General features: G+C 33.0%; 18 protein-coding genes. 7 read left to right on the top strand and 11 right to left on the bottom strand.

Going from position 1 to position 16,490, the window contains the following annotated elements; all coding sequences use genetic code 11:
- Nucleotides 1-79 precede the first annotated feature (79 nt).
- The gene (locus N7277_RS03895; RefSeq protein WP_274780436.1) at nt 80-499 is read left to right on the top strand and encodes a DUF6146 family protein; all 420 of its coding nucleotides are present in this window, start codon (nt 80-82) and stop codon (nt 497-499) included.
- 70 nt (nt 500-569) lie between these two features.
- Here the strand turns inward: N7277_RS03895 and N7277_RS03890 are convergent, their stop codons facing one another.
- Together N7277_RS03890 and rho are read right to left on the bottom strand one after the other, a co-directional pair.
- Nucleotides 570-1,169, bottom strand: a complete 600-nt coding sequence (locus N7277_RS03890) for a superoxide dismutase (protein ID WP_274780435.1) — start codon at nt 1,167-1,169, stop codon at nt 570-572.
- 178 nt (nt 1,170-1,347) lie between these two features.
- A complete protein-coding gene (rho, locus tag N7277_RS03885; RefSeq protein WP_274780434.1) occupies nt 1,348-3,141 on the bottom strand; it encodes a transcription termination factor Rho in 1,794 nt (597 codons plus the stop codon).
- Nucleotides 3,142-3,286: 145 nt separating this feature from the next.
- On the opposite strand from rho, the gene N7277_RS03880 reads away from it, so the two are divergent.
- The 3 genes from N7277_RS03880 (at nt 3,287) to N7277_RS03870 (ending at nt 5,946) form a co-directional block, all read left to right on the top strand.
- Nucleotides 3,287-3,676 (top strand): DUF4293 domain-containing protein, encoded by a 390-nt coding sequence (locus tag N7277_RS03880; RefSeq protein WP_274780433.1) that lies wholly within the window; start codon nt 3,287-3,289, stop codon nt 3,674-3,676.
- Between the two features lie 136 nt (nt 3,677-3,812).
- On the top strand, nt 3,813-5,645 hold the full coding sequence (locus N7277_RS03875) for an ABC transporter ATP-binding protein (RefSeq protein ID WP_274780432.1): 1,833 nt from the start codon (nt 3,813-3,815) through the stop codon (nt 5,643-5,645).
- Nucleotide 5,646: 1 nt separating this feature from the next.
- On the top strand, nt 5,647-5,946 hold the full coding sequence (locus N7277_RS03870; protein ID WP_274780431.1) for a hypothetical protein: 300 nt from the start codon (nt 5,647-5,649) through the stop codon (nt 5,944-5,946).
- A gap of 60 nt (nt 5,947-6,006) precedes the next feature.
- On the opposite strand, the gene N7277_RS03865 is transcribed toward N7277_RS03870, so the two are convergent.
- The 5 genes from N7277_RS03865 to rsfS all read right to left on the bottom strand — a co-directional run bounded on the left by N7277_RS03865 (nt 6,007) and on the right by rsfS (nt 10,709).
- Complete coding sequence (locus tag N7277_RS03865) at nt 6,007-6,660, bottom strand: phosphatidylserine decarboxylase family protein (protein WP_274780430.1); 654 nt, start codon at nt 6,658-6,660, stop codon at nt 6,007-6,009.
- Between the two features lie 25 nt (nt 6,661-6,685).
- Complete coding sequence (locus N7277_RS03860) at nt 6,686-7,558, bottom strand: phosphatidate cytidylyltransferase (protein ID WP_274780429.1); 873 nt, start codon at nt 7,556-7,558, stop codon at nt 6,686-6,688.
- Nucleotides 7,559-7,584: 26 nt separating this feature from the next.
- Nucleotides 7,585-8,166: an LUD domain-containing protein gene (locus tag N7277_RS03855; RefSeq protein WP_274780428.1), complete on the bottom strand. Its 582-nt coding sequence runs from the start codon at nt 8,164-8,166 to the stop codon at nt 7,585-7,587.
- Nucleotides 8,167-8,300: 134 nt separating this feature from the next.
- The gene (ftsH, locus tag N7277_RS03850; protein WP_274780427.1) at nt 8,301-10,280 is read right to left on the bottom strand and encodes an ATP-dependent zinc metalloprotease FtsH; all 1,980 of its coding nucleotides are present in this window, start codon (nt 10,278-10,280) and stop codon (nt 8,301-8,303) included.
- A gap of 66 nt (nt 10,281-10,346) precedes the next feature.
- A complete protein-coding gene (gene rsfS, locus N7277_RS03845; RefSeq protein WP_069800040.1) occupies nt 10,347-10,709 on the bottom strand; it encodes a ribosome silencing factor in 363 nt (120 codons plus the stop codon).
- A 79-nt stretch (nt 10,710-10,788) separates the two neighbouring features.
- Here rsfS and N7277_RS03840 point away from each other — a divergent pair, with 79 nt between their 5' ends.
- Complete coding sequence (locus N7277_RS03840) at nt 10,789-11,499, top strand: biotin--[acetyl-CoA-carboxylase] ligase (protein ID WP_274780426.1); 711 nt, start codon at nt 10,789-10,791, stop codon at nt 11,497-11,499.
- Here N7277_RS03840 and N7277_RS03835 read toward each other — a convergent pair.
- The 4 genes from N7277_RS03835 to N7277_RS03820 all read right to left on the bottom strand — a co-directional run bounded on the left by N7277_RS03835 (nt 11,493) and on the right by N7277_RS03820 (nt 14,877).
- Nucleotides 11,493-12,590, bottom strand: coding sequence for an LptF/LptG family permease (locus N7277_RS03835; RefSeq protein ID WP_274780425.1), 1,098 nt, complete (start codon nt 12,588-12,590; stop codon nt 11,493-11,495). The two genes, N7277_RS03840 and N7277_RS03835, sit on opposite strands and share 7 nt — an antisense overlap.
- 42 nt (nt 12,591-12,632) lie before the next feature.
- A complete protein-coding gene (gene tgt, locus N7277_RS03830) occupies nt 12,633-13,766 on the bottom strand; it encodes a tRNA guanosine(34) transglycosylase Tgt (protein ID WP_274780424.1) in 1,134 nt (377 codons plus the stop codon).
- Between the two features lie 26 nt (nt 13,767-13,792).
- Entirely contained in the window at nt 13,793-14,071 is a 279-nt protein-coding gene (locus N7277_RS03825; protein WP_246501385.1) for a DUF4296 domain-containing protein, read from the bottom strand.
- Between the two features lie 89 nt (nt 14,072-14,160).
- Nucleotides 14,161-14,877, bottom strand: a complete 717-nt coding sequence (locus N7277_RS03820) for a polyprenol monophosphomannose synthase (protein ID WP_104793148.1) — start codon at nt 14,875-14,877, stop codon at nt 14,161-14,163.
- A gap of 113 nt (nt 14,878-14,990) precedes the next feature.
- On the opposite strand from N7277_RS03820, the gene N7277_RS11940 reads away from it, so the two are divergent.
- Both N7277_RS11940 and N7277_RS03815 read left to right on the top strand, forming a co-directional pair.
- Nucleotides 14,991-15,635, top strand: a complete 645-nt coding sequence (locus N7277_RS11940) for a DUF4271 domain-containing protein (protein ID WP_446715123.1) — start codon at nt 14,991-14,993, stop codon at nt 15,633-15,635.
- Nucleotides 15,636-15,656: 21 nt separating this feature from the next.
- On the top strand, nt 15,657-16,400 hold the full coding sequence (locus N7277_RS03815) for a uroporphyrinogen-III synthase (RefSeq protein WP_274780422.1): 744 nt from the start codon (nt 15,657-15,659) through the stop codon (nt 16,398-16,400).
- The last annotated feature ends 90 nt before the right edge of the window (nt 16,401-16,490 follow it).

The following is a 16,490-nucleotide window of genomic DNA, read 5'->3' as shown; positions in this document are numbered from 1 at the left end:
AAATTAAACCGCTTCAATTCTTTTGAAGCGGTTTTTGTTTTTTATGATTAACTTTACTTTAAAATAAAACCACCTCATCATGAAAAAAGTTATTCTAATTATTGCTACAATATTCTTAATTATAAGTTGTAGTAGCCCACAAAATATTGCTAAAGATGCCAATAATCAAACTGCAATGAAGCCAGAGAAAAATGATGATGGAGAATGGGATTTAGACGTGATAGATACTCAATATGATTATTTCTTAAACGCCATTGCAAAACCAATGAGCTATTATTCCGAAGAATATTTGAAATCTAAAAACACCTTTCTCGTTAATGAGTGGAACAATTATTACTATTCTGGGAGATACAGAAACATCATAGAATCTTCTATTAATTATGACCCAAACGAAAAATACGGCTTAAAATTCGAGTATAAACTGTATCAGGTTTTTGCCTATGTACAATGGAAATACGGTCTAAAACTGCAAAGTTTAAGCATGACCGAAATACGATAATTTCTATACGAAGAAAATAAAAAAGGTTCAGAAAAGCTCTGAACCTTTTTTTTATTGAAATTAAAAGTGATTATAATTTATTATAATTTTCTTCTACTTTATCCCAGTTGATTACATCAAAAAATGCAGAAACATAATCTGGTCTTCTGTTTTGGTAATGCAAGTAATAAGCATGTTCCCAAACGTCTAAACCTAGAATTGCAGGATTTCCACAACCCACTCCAGGCATTAAAGTATTATCTTGATTAGCCGAAGAACAAACTTCTAAGCTACCATCTTCTTTTTTACATAGCCAAGCCCAACCAGAGCCGAATCTCGTTTTAGCCGCTGTAGAAAAATCTTCTTTGAATTTTTCAAAGCCACCATAAGCTTCAATTGCTGATTTTACATTTCCTACAGGCTCTTTGCTTCCTCCTGGAGTAAGAATTTCCCAGAAAAGAGTGTGATTAAAGTGACCACCACCATTATTTCTAATTGCAGGAACATCAGAAGCTGTTTTACAGATTTCTTCAATTGTTTTTCCTTCGTGCGCTGTACCTTTTATAGCATTGTTTAGGTTATCTACGTAAGCTTGATGATGTTTTGTATGGTGAATTTCCATTGTTCTTGCATCAATTACTGGTTCAAGAGCATCATAAGCGTAATTTAATTTTGGTAATTCGAATGACATAATGTTTATGTTTTTAAATTTGTCCAAAGATAAAAATTCTCATCGTACTTTCATTTATAATTTTTTTTAAAAATTTTATACTTAATATAGATGAAACCAAATATTACCTTCCTCACAAAAAAAGAACACGCATTTTGCGTGTTCTTACTTTTTATCTAAATTTTATATTGAAAGTCTTTTATCTATTCATAGACATTAAGAACTCTTCATTATTTCTAGTGGTTTGCATTTGTTTTTGTACAAATTCCATTGCTTCAAGAGGATTCATATCTGCTAAATATTTTCTAAGAATCCACATTCTTTGTTGCGTAACATCATCATGCAATAAGTCGTCTCTTCTGGTAGAAGAAGCCACTAAATCTACAGCTGGGAAAATACGCTTGTTAGAAATTTTTCTATCCAACTGAAGTTCCATATTACCCGTTCCTTTAAATTCTTCGAAAATTACTTCGTCCATCTTAGAACCTGTATCAATAAGTGCAGTCGCAATAATGGTTAACGAACCTCCGTTTTCAATTTTTCTGGCAGCCCCGAAAAATCTCTTTGGTTTGTGCATTGCATTCGCATCTACTCCACCAGAAAGTACCTTCCCTGAAGCAGGCGTTACGGTATTGTAAGCTCTAGCCAATCTAGTGATAGAATCTAGAAGAATCACCACATCATGACCACATTCTACCATTCTTTGTGCTTTTGCAAGAACCAAATTTGCTACTTTCACGTGTTTTTCGGCTGATTCATCAAATGTAGAAGCAATTACTTCTGCATTTACACTACGCTCCATATCTGTAACTTCTTCTGGTCTTTCGTCAATCAAAAGAATCATCATATACGCTTCTGGATGGTTTGCAGAAATAGAATTCGCAATTTCTTTCAGTAGCATGGTTTTACCCGTTTTTGGTTGTGCAACAATCATGGCACGTTGTCCTTTACCAATCGGAGCAAAAAGGTCTACAATTCTGGTAGAAATCGTAGCATTTTTACCTGCTAAATTAAATTTTTCTTGCGGAAAAAGCGGCGTTAAGTATTCAAACGCTACTCTGTCTTTTATAAAGTCTAAATCTCTACCATTTACTTCTAAAGCTCTCTGTAGAGAAAAGTATTTTTCGCCTTCTTTAGGTAATCTTACAATTCCTTTTACGGTATCACCCGTTTTAAGTCCGTAATTTCTGATTTGTTGTGTAGAAACAAATACATCATCTGGTGAAGAAATGTAAGAAAAGTCTGCTGAACGAAGGAAACCGTAGTTGTCTGGTAAAATTTCTAAAACACCTTCTACTGTTACAATATTGTCAAAGTTAAAATCTTTTTTAGGTGGATTTTCTTCGGTGTTTTCTTGATTTCCGTGAGATTGAGTTTGATTTTGGTGATTTTGAGCACCATTTCCGTTTTGATTACGGTTTTTATTTTTTTGATTCTTTTGTTGATTTTGTTGATTTTGTTGATGCTGTTTTTGCTTCTGTTGATTTTGATTAGAAGTAGCCTGTGGAATTTCTGGCTCTGCATCTTCGGTTTTTGCGACTACTGCAGTTTCTGTGGTTTCTGCAGTAACTTCTGGCTCTGTAGTTTTTTCTTCTGTTTTAGGAGCAATTCTTTTCCTTTGTTTTTTAGAAGAAGTATTTGCTTCCGCAGGTTTTTCTGCTGCTTCTACTTTCGGTTCTGTTACTTCTTCAGGCTTTGCTTCGGAAATAGTTTCTTCAAAGAGTTCTGCAGGTTTTTCTGCGGGCTTTGTCGCTACTTTCTTTTTTACAGGAGTTTTCGCTTTTGGTTTTGGAGATTCTTTTTTTTCTTCCATAGTATTTTCGGTAGCGTTAAAATATTCCTTTGTTACTTTCGGATTAGAAGCCTGAAAATCTAAAATAGCAAAGACGATGGTTTCTTCAGTACTATTTCTGGGAATTTTAACGCCTAAATCTTTTGAGATTTTGGTCAGTTCCGATAAGGACTTAGACCTTAACGTTTCAATATTAAACATAAAATATGTGAAAAAGTTGTAATAATATAAGTAATTGTAAGTAAGAAAGTTGAATCAGGCGATTCTTCTTTTTTGCTGAACTTGTTACTTGCAAATCTACACTTTTTTTGACAAATACAAAAAAATAAATTATTTTTGCACTGAAATGATACAGAGAATACAAACTATATTTTTACTGATTGTAGTATTGGCGCAAGTTGCACTGCATTTTACAGGTCTAGATGTAGCGCTTTTTGGCAGTATTTATGTTATTGCTACCCTAAGTTTAGTATCATTTTTATTGGCTTTAATATCTATTTTCAGTTACAAAAAGAGAATGAGACAGATTCTGTTGAATAATATCAACATTTTCATAAACGCTTTGTTGACTGGTTTATTGATTTATTGGCTACTAAATTTATCTGGAGGAATAGATTTTCCTGAGAAAGGTATTGAGTTAGCATTCCCTCTGATTTCTTTGTTTGGTTTGTTTATGGCAAACATGAATATTAAGAAAGATGAGAAACTCGTAAAATCTGTAGACAGAATTCGATAAATCTTACCAACGATTTATTTTGAGTGAAAACAGTTTCGGAAACGAAGCTGTTTTTTTTTATTTCCTCCCTCAAATTCTTTCATTTTCAAATTTTCAAATTAAAAAAGTGTAATTTTGCACTTTATTTTAAATATAAATGAGTCCACTAAAAAGAATACTTGCTTTTGCAAAACCTCATCAGAAATATCTTTTTTTAAGTATATTTTTCAATCTTTTGTATTCCGTTTTTCAGATTTTTTCCGTTTTGGTCATGCTTCCTGTGCTACAAATGATTTTCAATGTAGACCAAGAAAAAATAACCAAACCTGTTTACAGCGGAAAGTTTTCAGAATATTTTTCTTACATCAAAACTTCTGCTTTTTACAACATCCAAGAAAGCATCGCAGAATATGGTGCCATAAAAGTTTTGGCAGCGCTGTGTATTATCACCGCAACTTCATTCTTGTTTAGAAATATTTCTAGATATTTTGGTTCATTCATGCTAGTGAACTACAGAGTAGGCATTACCAAAGACTTAAGAAGCAAAGTCTATCAAAAATTTCTAAAATTACCCGTTTCTTTCTTCACAGAACAGAGAAAAGGAGACATGATGAGTAGAATTTCAAACGACATCGGGAGTATAGAAAATTCTATTATGGGAAGTTTGGTAGACGTAATTAATGCGCCTTTTATGATTACGGCTTCTATAATTACGCTATTTGCGTTATCACCAAGTCTAACCTTGTTCTCTCTATTGGTTTTCCCTGTAATGGGCGGAATTATTTCTTGGGTAGGAAAAAGCCTGAAAAGAAAGTCTAAAAAAGCACAAGAAGAACTCGGAAATCTTTTTTCTATCGTAGATGAAACCTTGAAATCATCAAAAATCATTAAAATTTTCAATGCTGATATCATTCTGAATACTCGTTTTGAAAAAACCACGCAAAACTGGAAAAATCATGCAATTGCCATGAGCCGAAGAAGAGAATTAGCTTCTCCAAGTTCAGAATTTCTAGGTTCGGTAACCATTTTGTTAATTACTTGGTTTGCAGGAATCCAAATTCTAGAAAAACAAACTATGGATGCGGTAACTTTCATAGGATTCATCGCTATCTTTTTCCAAATTCTAGAACCTGCCAAAAGATTATCTGCCGCTATTTCTAACATGCAAGGAGGAATTCCCGCAGTGCAAAGAGTTCTGGAAGTTTTAGATTACGATTTAAAGGTAGAAGAAATTGCCAATCCTATTTCAATCAAAAACCTCAATCATCAAATAGAATTCAAAAATATTTCTTTCTATTATGACAAAGACAATCAAATTCTTAAGAATTTCAATTTGACCATTCCGAGAGGAAAAACAGTGGCTTTGGTAGGACAATCAGGAAGCGGAAAAACCACGATTGCGAATCTTTTAGCCAGATTTTATGATGTAACAGATGGAGAAATTTTAATTGATGGCATCAATATTAAAGACTTAAATTTAACTGAATACCGTAAACTTCTAGGAATGGTTACTCAAGAATCGGTATTGTTTAATGACAGTGTTTATAATAACATTTGGATGGGAAAAACTGAAGCATCGGAAGAAGAAGTGATTCAAGCTGCAAAGATTGCCAATGCTCATCAATTCATAGAAAACTTACCAGAAAAATACCAAACCAATATTGGCGATGACGGGAACAAGCTTTCTGGTGGACAAAAACAAAGGATTTCTATTGCAAGAGCAGTACTTAAAAATCCGCCAATTATGATTCTCGACGAAGCAACTTCTGCACTCGATACAGAATCTGAACGTTTGGTTCAAGACGCTCTAGATCACATGATGGAAAACCGAACTTCTATCGTAATTGCACACAGACTTTCGACGATTCAAAAAGCAGATCACATTGTAGTAATGGAACGCGGAAACATCGTAGAACAAGGTACTCATGACGAGTTGATTACCAATAATAATGTTTATAAAAAGCTAGTAGAATTACAGAATTTTGGGTAAAATGACTTCTCAAAAGAATGACGAAAGAAAAAGTTTTCTTGAAAAAAAATTAAAGGAAAATTCAAAAAAGAAATTAAAAATCATTTGGGCTATTTTTGTTTCAATAATTTGCCCTTTTATATTACCATTTTTTCCCACGAAAAAATCAGTTAATTTTGCAACAGGAATAGGATATTGGAATGCAGTAATGCTATTTGGAATTATGATTCTCATTTTTATGCCATATTTGATATACAAAGAATATGACCAAATGAAGAGAAATAAATATGATATTGAAAGAGAACTAAAAAGTTTAAAATAAACCCGCAAAGACTATATAATCTTTGCGGGTTTTTAATTTTTATTCATATAAAGTGAAAGATTACTCTTTCATCTTAGCAATCACATCTATTCCGCCTTTGGTTTTATCCCCAATTTTACAAGTAATTTCGGTGTCAAGAGGTAAGAAAACATCCATTCTAGAACCGAATTTAATGAATCCAAATTCGTGACCAGCCTTAGAAGTATCGCCTTCATTACAATAGAAAACAATTCTTCTTGCTACATAACCCGCAATCTGGCGAAAAACCACTTTATGATTGGTTAAACTTTCTACAGCTACAGTAGTTCTCTCGTTTTCGGTAGAAGATTTTTCGTGCCAAGCTACTAAATATTTCCCTGGGTGATATTTCTTATAAATCACTTTCCCAGAAACTGGATATCTACAAATATGAACATTCAGCGGAGACATAAAAATAGAAACCTGAATGGCTTTTTCCTTTAAAAATTCATCTTCGAAAACTTCCTTTATCATCACCACTTTTCCGTCTACTGGTGCAATTACGTTTTCTTTATGGTCTACAATATCTCTATTGGGAACTCTGAAGAACCAAAAAACCAATCCATATAAAATTAACAATGGAATAAGGATGATTAATGACCAAATTTCTAGAAAATATACTGCTAAAAAACCTAATACAGCTACTGCAATGGTAGCAACTAAAATGGTTCCTTTACTTTCTTTATGTAGTTTCATTTTTATGAGTTAATAAGTTATGTTTTTAGAATATGTTTTCTAGAATAAAGTACAAATATACAACAGGTGCTGCGATTATAAAACTGTCTAATCTATCAAGCACGCCACCATGTCCAGGAATGATATTTCCGCTGTCTTTTACACCGAATGTTCTTTTCAGTTGACTTTCTACCAAATCACCAAGTGGAGCAAAAATAGAGACCAATAATCCTACTACAATCCAATTTCCACGTAAATCTGGAAATTTTTGCTCGATGAAATATCCTAAAATTAGGGTAAAGAAAACGCCTCCTGCAAAGCCTTCCCAAGTTTTTTTTGGTGAAATTTTCGGGGCCATTTTATGTTTTCCGAACATTCTTCCGGTAAAATAAGCAAATGAATCGCTACTCCATATCAAAACAAAAAGAAGAAAAACTTCCCAAGTGAAAGCATTATCGTTTAAGAAATATTTTGGCAAACCTAATGCGAAACCAAATGGTAAAACCGTATAAATAACGATGAAAATGAGCTTACCTTCGTCTTGATATAATTCTTGAGGGAATTTAAATAAGGTAATAGCAGCAATTACGATTAATGAAAGTGCTAAAATTTCAGATAAATCAAAGGTGTAATAAAATCCAAAACCAAAGAATCTAGTCGTAAATTTATAATAAACCAATGCGACTAAAGGCAAAACCAACCATTGATACAAGTTCCCTTGAAATTTCATAATTCTCACGCCTTCATAAGCTCCTACAACTAAGAAAAATGTGATTAATCCATAAAAAAGCTGATGAGGTTTTACTAAATCTGGCGAAATTTTATTGATAAGTATTGCTCCGTATTCTGTAGTACACAGAAAAGTAAGTAATCCGTAGATGAGACCAGAGCCAACTCGCTGAATGAGATTTTTATCCAATTTGTGAAATTTAAAAATAGAAAGAATTAGTCTTCAAGTAAAATTAAGAAAAGTTTAGTTTGATCTTGAGTAGGAGCATCTAACTTAGATTGGCTTCCGCTGATGGAAGTAAGATTCCTTACGTTCCCTCTTCTCTTAATTTTCATCATGGCTTCATTTAAGTCTCTTACAATCTGAGAAACGGTTCCCATGATAATAATTTTACCAGGTAATCTAGAAGAATGATAGTGCAAAATATTATTGTAAGAAAGCATAATTCTGCCGTCATAAGCGATTAAAAATTCGCAGGTAATAAAAGCGGCATCATTATTAATATCTAAATTTTTGGTGAAATTGGTTTTGGTAACGTTTAAAAAATTCTGTAAGTCATCATCACAACAAAAAACATTCTTAATCCCCTCGATTTTGATAATCTGATTTAAGACTTGTAATGCTTCTGCTTCGTCTCCGCAATAGTTAAAAAAACCACCTGAAGCCGTAAATAATTGCGCAAATTTATAATCAAGATCAGCATTTTTAAGTTGATCTGCCAATTTGGTAACATTGGTGTCATCTTGCTGCTCCTCTTGATTAAGAATTTTACTTACAATTTTCTTAAATAAACTCAATTTTCTTCAGATTTTTAAACTTAGCCAACAACAAAAATATAAAATAATTTAGAAACTAACTATATATCAAAGATATAAATAAAAAAGTTCCTAATAAAAATATTAGGAACTTCTATATAAATGAATGTAAAAACTTAATTTTGAGACTCTTGCGACTCTTCACTAGAAGTGTTTTCTGGAGTATTTTCTACTACCGCTTCAGTGACTGGACGCTCTGTTAATTCAGGATCCCAAGCTCTTTTGCCAAAAATCTCTTCTAAGTCTTCTCTGAAGATTACTTCTTTGTCTAAAAGCTTTTGAGCAAGAGCATCTAACTTATCTCTATTCTCATGAAGAATGGTTACCGCTCTTTGATACTGATTTTCGATAATATCTTTAATCTCTGCATCTATTTTCTTAGCCGTTTCTTCTGAATAAGGCTTACCAAAACTATATTCTGACTGACCAGAACTGTCATAGTAGGAAATATTACCTATGTTTTCGCTCAAACCATAAATCGTAACCATTGCTTGAGCCTGTTTAGTAACTCTTTCTAAATCCGAAAGCGCACCTGTAGAAATATTTCCAAACGCTACTTGTTCTGCAGCTCTACCACCTAGGGTAGCACACATTTCGTCTAGCATTTGTTCTGTAGTGGTTAATGAACGTTCTTCTGGTAAATACCAAGCTGCACCTAAACTTCTTCCTCTTGGAACAATTGTTACTTTTAACAAAGGCGCTGCGTGTTCTACTAGCCAAGAAATCGTAGCGTGTCCCGCTTCGTGGAAAGCCACTCTTTTCTTTTCTGATGGCTTAATCGCTTTGTTTTTCTTTTCTAAACCACCGATAATTCTATCTACAGCATCTAAGAAATCTTGCTTGGTAACAAATTCATGATTGTTTCTTGCTGCAATAAGCGCTGCTTCGTTACAAACATTCGCAATATCTGCTCCCGAAAATCCTGGAGTTTGTTTTGCTAAGAAATCTCTATCAATATCTGGAGCTAATTTAATTTTAGCTAAATGCACATCAAAAATTTCTCTTCTTTCGTGCATTTCTGGTAAATCTACATAGATAGAACGGTCGAAACGTCCTGCTCTCATCAATGCTTTATCTAAAATGTCAGCTCTGTTGGTTGCCGCCATTACAATTACATTGGTATCTGTACCGAAACCGTCCATTTCCGTAAGCAATTGGTTCAGCGTGTTTTCTCTCTCGTCATTTCCACCTTGTAATCCGCCTCTTCCTCTAGCTCTACCAATCGCATCAATCTCGTCAATGAAAATAATGGCTGGAGATTTTGCTTTAGCTTGTGCAAACAAATCTCGTACTCTAGAAGCACCAACTCCTACAAACATTTCTACGAAATCTGAACCAGAAAGCGAGAAGAAAGGAACTTTGGCTTCACCAGCAACTGCTTTTGCCAATAAGGTTTTACCCGTTCCTGGAGGACCTACCAAAAGAACACCTTTCGGGATTTTACCTCCTAATTTTGTATATTTTTCTGAATTTTTCAAGAAATCTACTACTTCTTGGACTTCTTCTTTAGCGCCTTCTAGACCTGCTACATCTTTAAAGGTTACTTGAACTTTTTCATTTTCGTCAAAAAGTTTAGCTCTAGATTTACCGATGCTGAAGATTTGACCACCAGGTCCGCCTCCGCTTCCCATTTTTCTGAAAAGGAAGTAATAAATAACTGCCATAATTCCAAACCAAATTAAAGCTTGGATTAAAATATCTTGAAAAGGAGAACCTGCAGTTTTAAAATCATATTGCGTTTTAACCTGAGGATTTTCTTTTTTCAAATTGTCAAATTTCTCTTGGAAGTATTGTAAATTTCCGTAATTGAAATCAAAATCTGGTTTTTGCTCTTGCATTGCTGGCAAAAGATTCTGAGTGTCTTTTTTAGCATTTTTCACCATTGCAGCTCTAGCTTCTTTGGTAAGAAACACATCTGCTCTAGGCGTATCTGTGTACACAATTACTTTTTCTACCTTGTTTTCTTTCAGCAAAGTGAAAAATCCGTTCTCATTTATAGACTGAGGCGGATCAAGATTGAGCAACGGATAAATGGTGATAGCTAATACTGCAAAAACCACCAGATAAAACCAGTTGAAACTACTTTTTTCTTTCATTTTATAATCATTAAAATCCTGATAGAAATTCAGAGAACTTCATCAGGATACTATTTTAGGTTAATATTAATTTTCTACGGTAATCACTTTGGCATCTCCCCAAAGCTCTTCTATATCGTAATACTCTCTGATATGTTTTTGGAAAACGTGAACGACTACAGAAATATAATCTACTAAAACCCACATTGCGTTTTCGCTTCCTTCTACATGCCAAGGTCTGTCTTGAAGCTCGTTACGTACTTTTTTTTCTACATTTCCTGCGATAGAAGATACTTGCGTATTAGAATTACCACTACAAATCACAAAATAATCTGCCACAGAATTTTCTATTTTAGTAAGGTCTAGTATTTTAATGTCTTCACCTTTTGTGTCTTGTATTGCATCAACAATTTTAGCGATTAATGCTTCTTTTTCTGTATTTTTACTCATTCAAAAATATATGTTTAATTGCAAATTTATTGTTTTTTATTCAGTTTTTGGTGATTAAGGTTACTTAAAGTTTTGTTAAATGAACAGTCTAATTTACTTCAATAATTGTGCTTCAACGCAAGATGAGCTTATAGATTTTCTCAATCAGCATTATCTTTCTGAAGATTTTTTAGCGGTTTATACCTTTAACCAAACCAAAGGAAGAGGACAGTACGGAAATTCTTGGGAAAACCTACCCGAGGAAAACCTCGCCTATTCATTTGCTCTAAAAACCAAAAACATAAATGTTTCTGATACTTGCTTCAATTTCTATACCGCAATTCTTGTGAGAGATTTTATTGCCAATTTGACAAAAACTGAGGTGAAAATTAAATGGCCTAATGATTTGATTCTCAAAAACAAAAAATTCTGCGGAATGCTTTTCGAAAAGAATAAAAATTATTTCGTGGTGGGAATTGGCATTAATATTCTTCAAGAAAATTTCAAAAACCTACCAAAAGCAGGTTCTGTTCTAAGCCAAACCGGACTGTCTTTTGAGCTGAAAGCCTTTGCAGAAAGTCTTCATCAATATTTATTTGAACATTTGGTTCAAAAGGAAATTCCCAATAATATTTTAGAACTTTATCATCTCCATCTTTATCGCAAAAATGAAGTTTCCGTTTTTGAAAAAAACAAGGTGCGACAAAATGGCATAATTCAAAACGTAGACGAAAATGGTTATATTTGGATAGACCTAGAAAACGAAGGTTTACAAAAATTTTTCCACAAAGAAATTGAACTTCTTTATTGATTAGCTCTCTTCATGTAGAGGTAAAATGCCAATGCTCCGAAAACAATATTCGGTAACCACATCGCCAAAAGTGGAGGAATAGAATTATTACCAGATGCTACAATTTTGAGCACTTCAAATGAGAATACGAAAACGAAAGCCAGAGAAATCCCTATGGCTAAATTCATTCCTAGACCTCCTCTTTTTTTCTGTGAAGAAAGAGAAAGCGCTAAAAAGGTAAGAATAATGATAGAGACTGGCATCGCGGTTCGCTGATGAAGTTCATTGAGATAAGTATTGATATTGCTATTTCCTTTTTCTCTTTCTCTTTCGATGAAATTAATTAAATCTGGAGTAGTTTTATTTTGACCCAATAATTCATTCGGGAATAATTCTTCTGGTGTATGTTTAAAATCTTGTGTTTTGGTATCACCATTCGTCAAGATTTCGTGGTCATTTTTATCAACTCTTTTTTCTAAATAATTACTGATAACGAAGTTTTTCTTTTTCTCGTCCCAGTAAATTTCCATGCCATTTATTTGATAAATCAGTTTTTTGTTTTTATCAAATTTCTGATATAGGTAACCAGAACCTCTGTTCATTTGACGGTTATAACTATTGATAAAAATATATTCCTGAGGATTCAGTTGAGTAGAAATCTGTGCATTTGCCGTAAATTTTTCACGGTTCGTGGTGTTCATGGTGTAGATTTCTAATTTATTTTTCTTGATATTAGACCAAGGCAAAATAAAATGGTTCACTGCAAGAATTGCTGTGGCGATAATGAGCGCAGCAATAAGATACGGTTTCGCAAAACGGTGAAAACTCGCACCACTACTAATGTAGGCTACAATTTCTGTATTATTTGCAATTCTAGAAGTAAAGTAAATTACCGAAATAAAAACCAAGATTGAAAAGAATGTAATCAGATAATACACCATCAAAAATGGGTAGAAATTTATCAAAAAATAGCCTACCGTAAAACCGTTACTCTCAATTCTGGGAGATTTTGCTTGTACATCTATTACCACAATAATAACAGAAAGCAACACCAGCATGAAAGCAAGAGTTCCTAAGTATTTTTTAAGGATGTATCTATCTAAAATTTTCATTGAATTCTAAAATCGTTCAATTATAAAACTACGAAATTGTTTTTAAAGTCTTTGCTTCAACTGTGGAATGATTTGTTCTTTCCACTCGTAGAAGTCTCCAGCAATAATGTGCTCTCTAGCAACTTTTACCAAATCTAAATAAAATGCCAAATTATGAATAGAAGCGATTTGTTTTGCTAAATATTCTTTGGCTACAAATAAGTGACGAACATACGCTTTAGAATAATCTCTATCAACATAACTCGTCCCGAATTCATCTAATGGAGAAAAATCTTTTTCCCATTTTTTATTTTTCATGTTCATTACGCCTTGCCAAGTGAAAAGCATCGCGTTTCTGGCATTTCTGGTAGGCATTACACAATCCATCATATCAATTCCCAGACCAATGCTTTCGATAATGTTCCAAGGTGTACCTACTCCCATTAAATATCTCGGCTTATCTTTTGGCAAAATATCAGTTACTTCATCTGTAATTCTGTACATTTCTTCTTCTGGCTCCCCTACTGAAAGCCCACCAATCGCATTACCGTCTGCTCCAGCTTCAGAAATTACTTCTGCTGAAATTTTTCTCAAATCAGAATACGTAGATCCTTGAACAATTGGGAAAAGGTGTTGTTTATGACCGTAAATTTCTTGATTTTCATTGGTCCAATCAATACATCTTTTCAACCAACGGTGCGTAAGTTCCATTGAAAGTTTTGCTTGATTGTATTCGCAAGGATAAGGTGTACATTCATCAAAAGCCATGAAAATATCTGCCCCAATCTGACGCTGAATTTCCATAGATTTTTCTGGAGAAATGAAATGGTAACTTCCATCAATATGCGACTTGAATTTCACGCCTTCTTCTGTCATTTTTCTGCTCGAAGAAAGTGAAAAAACCTGATAACCACCAGAATCTGTAAGAATTGGTTTTTCCCAATTCATAAATTTATGCAAACCACCTGCTTCTTGCATGATTTCCATGCCTGGTCTTAAGTATAGATGATAGGTATTCCCTAGAATGATTTGTGCTTTTATGTCTTCTCTTAGCTCATGCTGATGAACGGTTTTTACAGAAGCTACTGTTCCTACTGGCATAAAAATAGGAGTAAGAATTTCGCCGTGGTCTGTAGTTATTTTTCCGGCTCTTGCTTTTCCGGAAGTGTTTTTTTCAACTTCAAAAAATTTCTGCATTATTTTATAAAAGTAAGTTTGGTACTTTATCTTAAAAATTCTGGGAGATTAGGATTCTCCTTTTTCTTTTTTTCTATGTAGTCTTCTAATTTCGGGTCTTTGTCTAAGATAATTTCTTTAGCTTCGGCAAAGATGTCATCCATTTCCTCTGGATTAGAAATATAATATTTATAGCTGTCTCGGTAAGTTTTAGCATCTATTTTATGTTTTTTCAAAACAAATCTGCTTACCAATTCCATATTGGCATCTGGTTTTACCGTATAGGTCTGGTCATAAATAGCAAAATCTGCTATTATTTCTGCCATTTTATGTTTTTCGATAAGATTTTGGGGCTTATCAATAATTTTTTCGCAGGAAAACAGTGAAAATATTATAAAAAAAACGAGGAGTTTTCTCATATTTTACCGAAGATAGATTTTAATTTCAAATTAATTACTCCAAAAATGGCTTCTTTAATAATTCCGCCACTCATTTTACTTTCTCCTTCTGTTCTATCTGTGAAAATAATAGGAACTTCATTTATTTTAAAACCTTTTCTGTAGGCTCTGTATTTCATCTCTACTTGGAAACCATACCCTGTCATTTTCACTTGGTCAAGACCGATATTTTCTAAAACTTTTCTAGAAAAACAAACAAAACCAGCAGTGGTATCAAAAATAGGAATTCCTAAAACGAATCTCACATATTTAGAAGCGAAATACGACAATAGAACTCTAGACATAGGCCAGTTTACCACATTTACACCTTTACAATATCTAGACCCGATGCTCATATCGCCTTTTTGTGCGGCATCAAATAATTTTGGCAAATCATTAGGATTGTGCGAAAAATCTGCATCCATCTCGAAGATATAGTCATAACCATTTTCTAATGCCCACTTAAAACCATGAATATAAGCTTTGCCTAATCCGTCTTTTACTTTTCTTATAGTAAGATGTAGCAAATGCGGAAATTCATGCTGCATTTTTTTTACGATTTCTGCGGTTCCATCTGGTGATGAATCATCTACAATCAAAACATGAAAATCTTGTTCTAAAGCAAATACAGCTTTAATAATGTTTTCTATATTTTCTTTTTCGTTGTAGGTTGGGATAATGACTAATTTTTTCATAGAGATAAGAAAATGCAAAGATAATGTTTTTAAGGTTTTAAATAATTATTTAATATAGCCTTATATCAAAATGTATTCCTTAAAATTCTTACTTTTGCAAAAATTCTAATAAATTGATAAGAGTTGTAGAACATCACGACTGGGTTATTTACTGTATTATAGGCATTATTCTGTCTTATATTATCATATTTAAAACCTTGCACAGAGATGTTACACTGATTGAATTCATTTTACAACCTTATGAAGAGTCCAATAATAATATTCTCAGTTGGGTTTTCACTACTATTCTTTTTTCGATAAGTTTTTCGGTGTTATTTTCACAATTCATCCCAATCGTTCCCTTATTTATAAGTCAAAACTTAGTTTTTGGTGACGTAACTCTTAATAAATTTGGTTTTATCTTTGTCTCATTACTCATGTTTTATGGGATAAAAAACATCTTTGTCTACCTTTTTTACGGAAGCATCAATCAATTAGAACGATTTGGCAGATATTCTTTTATTGCACAGAAGTATTTCATGGTGTATTCACTCGTGATTTTAGTCATGAGTGTTTTTCATTATTACTTGCATATTAAAACTTCTAATGCCTTTATTTACTATAGTAGCATTGTTTTTATCGCATTCATTATCAAAGTATTAATTTACCTATTTCACCCTCAGCAAATTTTGCCTAGACAATGGTATTATAAATTTTTGTATATTTGCACTCTCCAAATTCTACCGATATTGGTACTTTGGAAATTTTGGTTTTTATAAATCGTTTTATTAAGTTAAAGAATGAAAATAAAATCTATTTTGGTTTCTCAGCCTGCTCCACAAGGTGACTCTTCACCTTATTTAGAGATGGCTAAAAGTGAAAAAATTAAAATTGATTTCAGACCTTTCATCCATGTTGAAGGTGTAGATGCTAAGGAACTAAGAACTCAAAAAATTGACCTTTCTCATTATACAGGTGTTATTTTCACTAGTAAAAATGCGATAGACCACTATTTCAGATTGGCAGAAGAAATGCGTTTTTCTGTCCCTGATACCATGAGATACATTTGCCAATCAGAAGCGATTGCAAATTATCTTCAAAAACACATTATTTACAGAAAAAGAAAAATTTCTTTTGGTGAAAAATCTATGGCAGATTTATTACCACTTTTCAAAAAACATCATGAAGAGAAATATCTTCTACCTTGTTCTGATGTAGTAACAGATGAAACAACTAAAATTTTAGATCAATCAGGAATTGATTGGACCAAAGCTGTTATGTACAGAACAGTAGCTAGTGATTTATCTGATGTAAAAATAGAAGAATATGATATGCTCGTTTTCTTCTCTCACCAAGGAATTAAATCTCTTTTCCATAATTTCCCTAATTTCCAACAAGGAGATAGAAAAATTGCAGTTTTCGGGGTAACTACCCAAAACGCCGCAGAAGAAGCTGGACTAAAAATAGATGTAATGGCTCCTACTAAAGAAAACCCATCTATGACGATGGCAATTGAAAAATACATCAGAGCCAATCATAAATAAAATTCTACATTATAGATATTATCAAAATCATCAAAATATTTTTGGTGATTTTTTTCTTTTTTAGAAAACCTATATTTGCAAAAATTTAAA

Origin of the sequence: Cloacibacterium sp. TD35 (assembly GCF_028864635.1) — a bacterium.
GTDB lineage: Bacteria > Bacteroidota > Bacteroidia > Flavobacteriales > Weeksellaceae > Cloacibacterium.
The sequence above is the reverse complement of the archived record's forward strand: the minus strand, read 5'-3'. Positions and strand labels throughout refer to the sequence as shown.